This window comes from Shigella sp. FC1661 (assembly GCF_001712525.1).
Lineage (GTDB): Bacteria > Pseudomonadota > Gammaproteobacteria > Enterobacterales > Enterobacteriaceae > Escherichia > Escherichia coli.
Window position 1 is genome coordinate 1 of the sequence record NZ_MDGW01000037.1, and the last position, 11,257, is coordinate 11,257.

Consider the following 11,257-nt stretch of genomic DNA (forward strand, 5'->3'; position numbering starts at 1 on the left):
TCGGCCTTTGAGGTCGTGGTATGGATGACGGATGGCTGGCCGCTGTATGAATCACGCCTGAAGGGAAAGCTGCACGTTATCAGCAAGCGTTACACTCAGCGCATTGAGCGACATAATCTGAATCTGAGACAACATCTGGCAAGGCTGGGACGGAAGTCACTGTCGTTCTCAAAATCGGTGGAGCTGCATGACAAGGTCATCGGGCATTATCTGAACATAAAACACTATCAGTAAGTTGGAGTCATTACCGATATGCCAGTAAAGAAATCCCATTAGACTATTTTTTTGATAATCTTCTTCGCTTTCGAACAACTCGTGCGCCTTTCGAGAAGCAAGCATTATATAATGCCAGGCCAGTTCTTCTTCAATTGTCCCGTTTTGAAAAGCTGTGCTTGATATCGAGATCATCCATGATAATTCCGCCGCCCATATTAGCTTCGCCGAGGATTTACCGGAGCGATTATTAGCGCAATCAGAGATATAGTCTGAGGGAAAAACAGCAAATTTATTCAACAAGGCGATAACCTGCTCTGGGGCTTCCTCCATGTTTGCTTTAAAGGTATTGGCTCCATGGTCGCCAGAAAGAAAATGCTCCATTAAGGCACAATAACTTTCGCTATCTTCGATACCCCATTGATTCTCTAAAGACTCGCGTCTTTTACTTATGATATCGATCGAGTCAAAAGGAAGCACATGATATTGGAAGGTATCTTTGCCAGGTTCAGGCTTTCGCGGCCAGAACTCCAGCGTTTCAGACCATTGCTTATGATAGAATCGATAAGGTGCGATCAATTGTAGCGCCTGTAACTTCTCGATACTGAGCGGCTCAATACCTTTAGCCTGATAATAATGCAGTTGTTCTTTTTTGCTTTAAAACCGGCCCGAACAATAAGCCCCATCATAATTAATAGATAAAGAAAAGAGCATCCCGCGGTAATCAGGCCTCTTTCATTCAAACCGTTGGATGTTATCGCTGCGAACACAAACATTACAGCGACAACACATGTTAAATAAAACCCCCACTTACAAAGCAGCATGGCCTTATTTTCTTTAATCATCCGTTCAAAATTACTATTAAATATTTCCCAGCCATTAAAAGAATACTTCTCGCTCCCAGGATGGTTTTGTAATAAAACTTTTTTCATCACATTCCCTGTTATTACATACTTTAGAGGCGATAATTTTATCCATGCAAAAAAATATCCAACGAATTTTCTTGATTCGCTGGATATTTCAGAATATGACTCGAATAGCACGAAAGATTCACTCGCTTACGCTATCGCCCCGCTTCCGACTTCATCTGCTGGCGGACTTTTTTTCGCACTACGTTTACGCGGTGCAGCCTTTTTCTTATCAGCACTGCCACCACTGCCCGGAGCCACAATGCCGCGAAACTGCCGCACCGGCGTACGTTTGGCTTGATCAATAAGCTGATATAGCGTCCCCACCAGCGGCTGCATAAAGTCCTGATAGCGACACTGCTTTTCGCTGATTTGCGTCAGCACCGATTCCCAGTGCGCGGTCATGTCCGGTCGCGTCGCCATTTCTGGCAGCGAATGGAATAACGCTTTTCCGGCGTCGGTAGAGTGGATATAGCGCCCTTTTTTGGTCAGAAAACCACGCTTGAACAGCAGTTCAATAATCCCGGCACGGGTTGCTTCTGTCCCCAGACCATCGGTCGCACGAAGGATCTTTTTCAGATCTTTGTCCTGCACAAAGCGCGCGATCCCGGTCATCGCCGAAAGCAGTGTTGCATCGGTAAAATGGCGCGGCGGCTGGGTTTGCCGCTCTACCACTTCACCTTTTTCACACAGCAACTCATCGCCTTTCGCCACCACAGGCAATGGCGTACCGTCGTTTTCTTCATCGCGCTCTTTGCTGCCTAACAGCGTGCGCCAGCCTGCTTCAGCAAGAAAACGCGCTTTAGCGACAAATTTGCCTTTGGCAATGTCCAGTTCGATAACACACTTGCGGAACACCGCATCCGGGCAGAACTGCATCAAGTACTGACGGGCAATCAGGTTATAGACCTTCGCTTCGTTCTCCGTCAGGTTGATCTCAGAACTCCGTGCGGTCGGGATGATGGCGTGGTGTGCATCGACCTTTTTGTCATCCCAACAGCGGTTGCGTATATCTGGATCTACCACTGGTTGCGGCAACAGATCTGGTGCATGAACGCTGATGGCATTCATCACCGCGTGGCGTCCGGCAAAATGTTCTTCTGGCAAATAGCGACAATCGGAACGCGGATAAGTGATTAGCTTGTGCGTTTCGTACAGCTTCTGGCAGATATCAAGCACGTTCTGCGCGCTCAGACCAAAGCGTTTTGCCGCTTCAATCTGCAACGCCGAAAGCGAAAAAGGCAGCGGCGCGGATTCTGATTCCCGTTTATCGTTATAGCTGGTGACAATTGCTGGTTGACCACTAATGCGGTTAACCACATGCTCCGCCAGTGGACGATGTAACAAGCGCCCTTCTTCATCCTGGTACGGTTCACACGCTTCGCTCGGTTGCCAGATAGCGGTAAACCGCTCATCGGCAGGTGTCACGATATGTGCTTTGACTTCAAAGAAGTCTTTCGCCACGAAGTTTTCAATCTCTTCATCGCGGCGCACCACCAGCCCGAGCACGGGTGTCTGCACGCGTCCCACGGAAAGTACGCCCTGATAACCGGCATTGCGACCGAGAATGGTATACGCACGGGTCATATTGATGCCGTACAGCCAGTCGGCACGCGCTCGCGCCAGCGCAGAAACGCACAATGGCACAAACTCACTGTTGGACCGAAGACGGTCGATCGCCCGCTCAACCGCCTGCGGGTTCAGGTCGTTTATCAAGCAACGCTGCACCTGCTGGCGCTTTTCCGGTGCCAGTTGCAGATAGTCCAGCACTTCATCCACCAGCAGTTGCCCTTCACGATCCGGGTCCCCGGCGTGAACGATTTCGCTGGCTTCATGCAGGAAGCGTTTGATGACGTTAAGTTGTTTGGTCACGGAGGGTCGGGGCTGTAATTGCCACTTTTCCGGGACAATCGGCAAATCCGCAAGATTCCAGCGCGCATAGCGGCTGTCGTAGGCGTCTGGCTGCGCCTGCTCAAGCAGGTGACCGATACACCAGGTCACCACCTGACCATTACCGCACTCGATAAAGCCATCGCCTTTCCGGTGCGGTTTGGGCAGGACATCAGCAATGGCGCGCGCCAGACTCGGTTTTTCGGCAATAAACAACCGCATTGAATTAACGAATCTCAACCATGGCACGACCGCCGCGCGCTGGCACCAGTTCGCCAATTGCCGTCAGTTCAATGCCAAACTCGGCGGCTGTAGCTTTGACCTCATTTTCTGCTTCCGGCATGACCGCCAGCAGCAAACCGCCAGAAGTTTGCGGATCGCACAGCAAATCGCGCACTTCACGCGGCATTTCACCCATCAGATGACCGTAGCTGGCAAAGTTACGTTCGGTGCCGCCAGGCACTGCGCCCAACTTAATGTACTCTTCAACCCCCGGCAATTTTGGGATCGCGTCATAGTCAACGCGCGCCTGCACACCTGCGCCCTGACACATTTCGCTCAAATGGCCCAGCAGACCAAAGCCCGTAACGTCGGTCATCGCTTTTACGCCTTTGATGTTGGCAAAGGACGCGCCTGCGATGTTCATCCGGCACATCACTTCCGTCGCTAGTCCCTGATGTTCTGGTTTCAGCAGTGATTTTTTCTCAGCCGTGGTAAGAACGCCGATCCCCAGCGGTTTCGTCAGGAACAGTTTGCATCCGGCTTGTGCGGTACTGTTTTTCTTCACCCGCTCGGTCGGTACGATCCCCGTTACCGCCAGACCAAAAATCGGCTCCGGCGCATCGATGGAGTGACCGCCAGCCAGCGCAATACCCGCCTGACGGCATGCATAGCGTCCACCTTCGGTTACTTCGCGGGCAATTTCCGGGGAAAGTTTGTTAATCGGCCAGCCGAGGATCGCAATCGCCATAATCGGTTTGCCCCCCATCGCGAAGATATCGCTGATGGCGTTAGTCGCCGCAATGCGGCCAAAATCGAAAGGATTATCAACGATCGGCATAAAGAAGTCGGTGGTACTGATAACGCTGGTGCCATTGCCCAGATCGTACACCGCCGCATCGTCGCGGGTCTCATTACCCACAAGCAAATTCGGATCAACAAACTTCGCCTGCTCACTGTGCAGGATGGTTTCCAACACTTTTGGGGAAATTTTACAGCCGCAACCAGCTCCGTGGCTGTATTGGGTCAAACGAATCGAGTTCTCGCTCATGGACATCTCCTGTCAATGCAATCCGGGTATGGTAACCCTCATTCCGTGAAGTGATAAGTGAGAGTGTCTGAATTCCTGCGCCTTTGCTCACAATCCAGACAGTTTCGCGACAATTATCAGAAATAAGTTACAAACAGCGTCGGGTCCGGGACGTTAATCGACGTAGATGCTTTCAACTGCGGCGTGCCGAGGTAGAGAAAACCGACAATTTTATCCTGCTCACGGCAACCGAATGCTTCACGCACTACCGGACTTTCAGTTAATGCGCCACTGCGCCAGATGCCGCCAAATCCCTGGGCAACGGCTGCCATTTGCATCGCCATGACCGCGCATCCGGCAGACATTTCCTGTTCCCATCGCGGGACTTTATGATTTTCTTCGCATTTCGCCACCACCGTGATGATGAGCGGTGCGCGGAACGGCGCATTACGGGCTTTGTCGATAGCTTTGTCATCACTACCGGCAGCAATCGCCCCCTGTTCCAGTACGGCGCTGAAACGCTCGCGCCCTTCCCCTTCAATCACAAAAAAATGCCACGGTTGCATGGACTTATGGTCCGGCGCACGCATACCCGCACGCAGGATGTTTTGCAGTTGTTCACCCGTTGGCGCGGGTTCAGCCAGGCGGGAGGCGCTACGGCGATTGATCAATAGTTCGAGTGCATCCATTTGATTAACTCCTGTCGTGATATTTATTCACAAAATTAACACGAGAGTGGATTTTGTTACAGCACAGTCCGCAATTCCTGCTGACAAGTGCCGGTTGGGTCATTACGATAACCACATCTATTGCGCCTGTGACAGGTGTGACCTTAAGTTGGGAGAATACATGCGAACCCTTTGGCGATTTATTGCCGGATTTTTTAAATGGACGTGGCGTCTGCTGAATTTCGTCCGTGAAATGGTACTTAACCTGTTCTTTATTTTCCTCGTACTGGTTGGTGTGGGGATCTGGATGCAGGTCAGTGGTGGTGATTCGAAAGAAACGGCCAGTCGTGGCGCACTGCTGCTGGACATTTCCGGTGTGATCGTCGATAAACCCGACAGTTCTCAGCGGTTTAGTAAATTAAGCCGCCAGCTGCTTGGTGCCAGTTCCGATCGTCTGCAGGAAAACTCACTGTTTGATATCGTCAACACCATTCGCCAGGCGAAGGACGACCGCAATATCACCGGTATCGTGATGGATCTGAAAAACTTCGCAGGCGGCGACCAGCCGTCTATGCAGTACATCGGCAAAGCCCTGAAAGAGTTTCGTGACAGCGGGAAACCGGTTTATGCCGTTGGCGAGAACTACAGCCAGGGGCAATATTATCTCGCCAGTTTCGCCAATAAAATTTGGCTGTCACCGCAAGGCGTGGTTGATCTGCACGGTTTTGCTACCAACGGTCTGTACTACAAATCGTTGCTGGATAAGCTGAAAGTTTCCACCCATGTGTTCCGCGTGGGTACGTATAAATCTGCCGTTGAACCGTTTATTCGTGATGATATGTCACCGGCAGCCCGCGAAGCTGACAGCCGCTGGATTGGTGAGCTGTGGCAAAACTATCTGAATACTGTTGCCGCTAACCGGCAGATCCCTGCTCAGCAGGTATTCCCTGGCGCGCAAGGGTTGCTTGAGGGTTTAACCAAAACCGGTGGCGATACCGCGAAATATGCACTGGAAAACAAGCTGGTCGATGCACTGGCATCGAGTGCCGAAATCGAAAAAGCTCTGACCAAAGAGTTCGGCTGGAGTAAGACTGATAAAAATTATCGCGCCATCAGTTATTACGATTACGCATTGAAAACGCCGGCAGATACCGGTGACAGCATCGGTGTCGTCTTCGCTAATGGCGCAATTATGGATGGCGAGGAAACTCAGGGGAATGTTGGCGGTGATACCACTGCGGCACAAATCCGCGACGCTCGCCTTGACCCGAAAGTGAAAGCGATTGTCCTGCGTGTTAATAGCCCAGGCGGCAGCGTTACCGCGTCTGAAGTGATTCGCGCTGAACTGGCAGCAGCCCGGGCAGCGGGTAAGCCTGTGGTTGTATCGATGGGCGGCATGGCGGCATCTGGTGGTTACTGGATTTCCACGCCAGCTAATTACATTGTGGCTAACCCCAGCACCCTGACCGGTTCTATCGGTATCTTCGGCGTGATCACCACCGTAGAAAATAGTCTGGATTCGATTGGTGTTCATACTGATGGTGTCTCAACTTCACCGCTGGCGGATGTTTCTATCACCAGGGCACTGCCGCCGGAAGCGCAGCAGATGATGCAATTAAGCATTGAGAATGGCTATAAACGCTTTATCACGCTGGTTGCTGATGCGCGTCATTCGACGCCGGAGCAAATTGATAAAATCGCCCAGGGCCACGTCTGGACCGGTCAGGATGCAAAAGCTAACGGGCTGGTCGATAGTCTCGGGGATTTCGATGATGCGGTTGCCAAAGCAGCAGAGCTCGCAAAAGTGAAACAGTGGCATCTGGAATACTACGTTGATGAACCGACCTTCTTCGACAAAGTGATGGACAACATGTCTGGTTCTGTCCGGGCAATGTTGCCAGATGCGTTCCAGGCCATGTTACCTGCACCGCTTGCCTCGGTAGCCTCTACCGTTAAAAGTGAAAGCGACAAGCTGGCCGCGTTTAACGACCCACAAAACCGTTATGCGTTTTGCCTGACCTGCGCCAACGTGCGTTAAGTCTTGTACTGAGTGGCCGACAGATCGTCGGCCACATTATTTTTTACCTCGACGAATCCTCTTCCCGCTGTCTCGCCCCATATTTCCTTATCCGCATAGTATCAGGTGCGCTCCTCCTGCCTCACGTATATACTTTTGCTCTTTCGATATCATTCATATCAATATCATGCAAAAGAAATCAATTTACGTCGCCTACACGGGCGGGACCATCGGGATGCAGCGTTCCGAGCAGGGTTATATTCCGGTGTCAGGTCATCTACAACGCCAACTGGCGCTGATGCCGGAATTCCATCGCCCGGAGATGCCAGATTTCACCATTCATGAATATACGCCGTTGATGGATTCTTCTGATATGACGCCGGATGACTGGCAGCATATTGCTGAAGATATTAAAGCGCACTATGACGACTATGATGGTTTTGTCATTCTACACGGTACCGACACGATGGCGTATACCGCCTCTGCGCTGTCGTTCATGCTCGAGAATCTCGGTAAACCGGTCATTGTGACAGGGTCACAAATCCCGCTGGCTGAGTTACGCTCTGACGGACAAATTAATCTGCTGAATGCGTTGTACGTTGCGGCGAATTATCCGATCAACGAAGTAACGCTCTTTTTCAATAACCGATTGTATCGCGGCAACCGCACTACCAAAGCCCATGCCGATGGTTTTGATGCGTTTGCCTCTCCAAACCTTCCTCCGTTACTGGAAGCTGGTATCCATATTCGTCGTTTGAATACGCCACCCGCCCCGCACGGTGAAGGGGAATTAATCGTTCATCCAATCACGCCACAACCAATTGGCGTAGTGACGATTTATCCGGGGATTTCTGCTGATGTCGTGCGCAATTTTCTGCGCCAACCGGTGAAAGCATTGATTCTGCGCTCCTATGGCGTGGGTAATGCGCCACAAAACAAAGCCTTCCTGCAGGAATTACAAGAAGCCAGCGATCGCGGTATTGTGGTGGTCAACCTGACACAATGTATGTCCGGTAAAGTGAATATGGGTGGTTATGCCACCGGTAACGCCCTCGCCCATGCCGGCGTTATTGGCGGTGCAGATATGACTGTAGAAGCCACGCTAACCAAACTGCATTACCTGCTGAGCCAGGAACTGGATACTGAAACCATTCGCAAGGCCATGAGCCAAAACCTGCGCGGCGAACTGACGCCGGATGATTAAGGAGACTGCAATGCCCCATCGCGCCCTGTTACTGGTCGATTTACAAAATGATTTCTGTGCTGGTGGCGCGCTCGCCGTACCGGAAGGTGACAGTACGGTGGAGGTTGCTAACCGCCTTATTGACTGGTGCCAGTCGCGCGGAGAAGCGGTTATCGCCAGCCAGGACTGGCATCCGGCGAATCACGGCAGTTTTGCCAGTCAGCACGGTGTAGAGCCTTATACGCCAGGCCAACTCGACGGTTTGCCACAAACCTTCTGGCCAGATCACTGTGTGCAGAACAGTGAAGGCGCACAATTACATCCGTTACTGAACCAAAAAGCGATCGCAGCGGTGTTCCATAAAGGCGAAAATCCTTTAGTTGACAGTTACAGTGCCTTTTTTGATAACGGCCGTCGGCAGAAAACCTCTCTCGATGACTGGTTACGCGATCATGAAATCGATGAATTGATCGTTATGGGCCTGGCTACTGACTATTGCGTGAAGTTTACCGTGCTGGACGCGTTACAGTTAGGTTATAAGGTGAACGTGATTACCGATGGTTGTCGTGGCGTGAATATCCAGCCCCAGGACAGTGCACACGCGTTTATGGAGATGTCAGCAGCTGGGGCAACGCTATATACGCTGGCAGACTGGGAAGAGACACAGGGGTAATATTAGTTGAATTCATCTCTGGCCTACATTTCCTCAATGACATTGTAGGCCAGATAATACTTGTCAGTGTTGCATTTAACCTACTTGCAGCTAAAACACGACGTCCGAACAAGTATATTTGCCCTCCCTTAATAACAGGCTTAAATACTAGATAACTCATTCACTTAAACATAGCAATAGGCTTTGCTGAGATACCAAAATCTTCTTTTAACTGCTGTTTGCTCTTCATGACCATCTGACCATTTGTGTCAATTGTCATATGCTGTGCTTCGGTATTATGGCGGGCTTGCCACAGCATCACCAGTTGCAGGCAATTCTCTTTTTGTTCCTCGGTCAACGCAACGCCATCAGGCCATTTCCCCAGTTCAACGGCGGTCGACAAACGCTGGTATACCTCAGGCGTCATGCTGTTGATAATGTCATCAAGATTCATAATTTTTCCGCTCCTGTGGAATAAGTTGCTGAATCGTTTTTTCAACCGTTGATTTCTTCGCCGTTTTCGCCATCAGTGAAGCGTAAAGAAGCAGAGTTAACACAATAACGTTCGCCTGTTGGTTGCGGCCCGTCGGGAAAGACATGCCCCAGATGGGCATCACAGTTACCGCAACGAATTTCTATGCGCTGCATTCCATGTGACAAGTCTTTGATATAACGAATGGATTCTTCACTCACCGGTTCGTAGAAACTGGGCCAGCCACAGCCGGAATCATACTTGGTTTCGGAATGAAACAGCGGGGCATCGCAGATCAAACAGTGATATACGCCGTCACGCTTGTTATGCAGTAAACGCCCCGTAAATGGCGGCTCTGTCCCATGATTCTGCGTCACGTAAAACTGCATCTCGGACAAATTTTTTTTCAGTTCTTCTGCCGAAGGTTTATTAGCCATTTGCTCACATCTCACTTTAATCGTGCTCACATTACGTGACTGATTCTAACAAAACATTAACACCAACTGGCAAAATTTTGTCCTAAACTTGATCTCGACGAAATGGCTGCACCTAAATCGTGATGAAAATCACATTTTTATCGTAATTGCCCTTTAAAATTCGGGGAGCCGACCCCATGTGGTTTCAAGCCCAAAGGAAGAGTGAGGCGAGTCAGTCGCGTAATGCTTAGGCACAGGATTGATTTGTCGCAATGATTGACACGATTCCGCTTGACGCTGCGTAAGGTTTTTGTAATTTTACAGGCAACCTTTTATTCACTAACAAATAGCTGGTGGAATATATGACTATCAAAGTAGGTATCAACGGTTTTGGCCGTATCGGTCGCATTGTTTTCCGTGCTGCTCAGAAACGTTCTGACATCGAGATCGTTGCAATCAACGACCTGTTAGACGCTGATTACATGGCATACATGCTGAAATATGACTCCACTCACGGCCGTTTCGACGGTACCGTTGAAGTGAAAGACGGTCATCTGATCGTTAACGGTAAAAAAATCCGTGTTACCGCTGAACGTGATCCGGCTAACCTGAAATGGGACGAAGTTGGTGTTGACGTTGTCGCTGAAGCAACTGGTCTGTTCCTGACTGACGAAACTGCTCGTAAACACATCACCGCTGGTGCGAAGAAAGTGGTTATGACTGGTCCGTCTAAAGACAACACTCCGATGTTCGTTAAAGGCGCTAACTTCGACAAATATGCTGGCCAGGACATCGTTTCCAACGCTTCCTGCACCACCAACTGCCTGGCTCCGCTGGCTAAAGTTATCAACGATAACTTCGGCATCATCGAAGGTCTGATGACCACCGTTCACGCTACTACCGCTACTCAGAAAACCGTTGATGGCCCGTCTCACAAAGACTGGCGCGGCGGCCGCGGCGCTTCCCAGAACATCATCCCGTCCTCTACCGGTGCTGCTAAAGCTGTAGGTAAAGTACTGCCAGAACTGAATGGCAAACTGACTGGTATGGCGTTCCGCGTTCCGACCCCGAACGTATCCGTAGTTGACCTGACCGTTCGTCTGGAAAAAGCTGCAACTTACGAGCAGATCAAAGCTGCCGTTAAAGCCGCTGCTGAAGGCGAAATGAAAGGCGTTCTGGGCTACACCGAAGATGACGTAGTATCTACCGATTTCAACGGCGAAGTTTGCACTTCCGTGTTCGATGCTAAAGCTGGTATCGCTCTGAACGACAACTTCGTGAAACTGGTATCCTGGTACGACAACGAAACCGGTTACTCCAACAAAGTTCTGGACCTGATCGCTCACATCTCCAAATAAGTTGAGATGAAACTGTGATCTAAAAAGAGCGACTTCGGTCGTAATGCCGATCAGTTAAGGATCAGTTGACCGATCCAGTGGCTGTGTAAGAATCCGGAAACGCTCACTTGTTTCCGGATTTTTTTATGCACATTGGACAGGCTCTTGATCTGGTATCCCGTTACGATTCTCTGCGTAACCCACTGACTTCTCTGGGGGATTACCTCGACCCCGAACTCATCTCTCGTTGCC

11 protein-coding genes and 1 pseudogene are annotated in these 11,257 nt (G+C 50.4%); 6 read left to right on the forward strand and 6 right to left on the reverse strand.

Translation table 11 applies throughout. The annotated features are described in order from the left end of the window. The coding region (locus BFF42_RS03050; RefSeq protein WP_001393844.1) for an IS1 family transposase at positions 1–234 on the forward strand (234 nt) is incomplete at its 5' end. Here BFF42_RS03050 and BFF42_RS03055 read toward each other — a convergent pair. From BFF42_RS03055 to BFF42_RS03070, 4 genes and pseudogenes are all read right to left on the reverse strand, one after another. Further along, positions 169–1,145 (reverse strand): annotated as a pseudogene (locus tag BFF42_RS03055) (DUF1266 domain-containing protein). The gene BFF42_RS03050 and the pseudogene BFF42_RS03055 sit on opposite strands and share 66 nt — an antisense overlap. A 126-nt stretch (positions 1,146–1,271) precedes the next feature. After that, positions 1,272–3,233: a DNA topoisomerase III gene (gene topB / locus BFF42_RS03060; protein ID WP_001235817.1), complete on the reverse strand. Its 1,962-nt coding sequence runs from the start codon at positions 3,231–3,233 to the stop codon at positions 1,272–1,274. A 4-nt stretch (positions 3,234–3,237) separates the two neighbouring features. Further along, entirely contained in the window at positions 3,238–4,281 is a 1,044-nt protein-coding gene (gene selD / locus BFF42_RS03065) for a selenide, water dikinase SelD (protein WP_012421473.1), read from the reverse strand. Between the two features lie 116 nt (positions 4,282–4,397). Next, the gene (locus tag BFF42_RS03070; protein WP_000339281.1) at positions 4,398–4,949 is read right to left on the reverse strand and encodes an NAD(P)H nitroreductase; all 552 of its coding nucleotides are present in this window, start codon (positions 4,947–4,949) and stop codon (positions 4,398–4,400) included. 160 nt (positions 4,950–5,109) lie between these two features. On the opposite strand from BFF42_RS03070, the gene sppA reads away from it, so the two are divergent. From sppA to pncA, 3 genes are all read left to right on the forward strand, one after another. Beyond that, positions 5,110–6,966 (forward strand): signal peptide peptidase SppA, encoded by a 1,857-nt coding sequence (sppA, locus tag BFF42_RS03075; RefSeq protein WP_001259824.1) that lies wholly within the window; start codon positions 5,110–5,112, stop codon positions 6,964–6,966. A gap of 166 nt (positions 6,967–7,132) precedes the next feature. Next, entirely contained in the window at positions 7,133–8,149 is a 1,017-nt protein-coding gene (gene ansA, locus BFF42_RS03080; RefSeq protein ID WP_001170149.1) for an asparaginase, read from the forward strand. Positions 8,150–8,159: 10 nt separating this feature from the next. Next, the gene (gene pncA, locus BFF42_RS03085; protein WP_001120535.1) at positions 8,160–8,801 is read left to right on the forward strand and encodes a bifunctional nicotinamidase/pyrazinamidase; all 642 of its coding nucleotides are present in this window, start codon (positions 8,160–8,162) and stop codon (positions 8,799–8,801) included. Between the two features lie 160 nt (positions 8,802–8,961). Here the strand turns inward: pncA and BFF42_RS03090 are convergent, their stop codons facing one another. Together BFF42_RS03090 and msrB are read right to left on the reverse strand one after the other, a co-directional pair. Then, the gene (locus BFF42_RS03090) at positions 8,962–9,234 is read right to left on the reverse strand and encodes a YeaC family protein (protein WP_001046790.1); all 273 of its coding nucleotides are present in this window, start codon (positions 9,232–9,234) and stop codon (positions 8,962–8,964) included. Between the two features lie 41 nt (positions 9,235–9,275). Then, positions 9,276–9,689, reverse strand: coding sequence for a peptide-methionine (R)-S-oxide reductase MsrB (gene msrB / locus BFF42_RS03095; protein ID WP_001284613.1), 414 nt, complete (start codon positions 9,687–9,689; stop codon positions 9,276–9,278). 341 nt (positions 9,690–10,030) lie between these two features. On the opposite strand from msrB, the gene gapA reads away from it, so the two are divergent. Together gapA and BFF42_RS27500 are read left to right on the forward strand one after the other, a co-directional pair. Beyond that, positions 10,031–11,026: a glyceraldehyde-3-phosphate dehydrogenase gene (gene gapA / locus BFF42_RS03100; protein WP_000153502.1), complete on the forward strand. Its 996-nt coding sequence runs from the start codon at positions 10,031–10,033 to the stop codon at positions 11,024–11,026. A gap of 107 nt (positions 11,027–11,133) precedes the next feature. Beyond that, on the forward strand, positions 11,134–11,257 hold a 124-nt coding region (locus BFF42_RS27500; RefSeq protein WP_227894989.1), incomplete at its 3' end, for a hypothetical protein.

Coding starts and splice junctions, on each gene's coding strand:
- topB (WP_001235817.1), bottom strand. CDS start 3,233: ATGCGGTTGTTTATTGCCGAAAAACCGAGTCTGGCGCGCGCCATTGCT.
- sppA (WP_001259824.1), top strand. CDS start 5,110: ATGCGAACCCTTTGGCGATTTATTGCCGGATTTTTTAAATGGACGTGG.
- msrB (WP_001284613.1), bottom strand. CDS start 9,689: ATGGCTAATAAACCTTCGGCAGAAGAACTGAAAAAAAATTTGTCCGAG.
- BFF42_RS03090 (WP_001046790.1), bottom strand. CDS start 9,234: ATGAATCTTGATGACATTATCAACAGCATGACGCCTGAGGTATACCAG.
- BFF42_RS03070 (WP_000339281.1), bottom strand. CDS start 4,949: ATGGATGCACTCGAACTATTGATCAATCGCCGTAGCGCCTCCCGCCTG.
- gapA (WP_000153502.1), top strand. CDS start 10,031: ATGACTATCAAAGTAGGTATCAACGGTTTTGGCCGTATCGGTCGCATT.
- pncA (WP_001120535.1), top strand. CDS start 8,160: ATGCCCCATCGCGCCCTGTTACTGGTCGATTTACAAAATGATTTCTGT.
- ansA (WP_001170149.1), top strand. CDS start 7,133: ATGCAAAAGAAATCAATTTACGTCGCCTACACGGGCGGGACCATCGGG.
- selD (WP_012421473.1), bottom strand. CDS start 4,281: ATGAGCGAGAACTCGATTCGTTTGACCCAATACAGCCACGGAGCTGGT.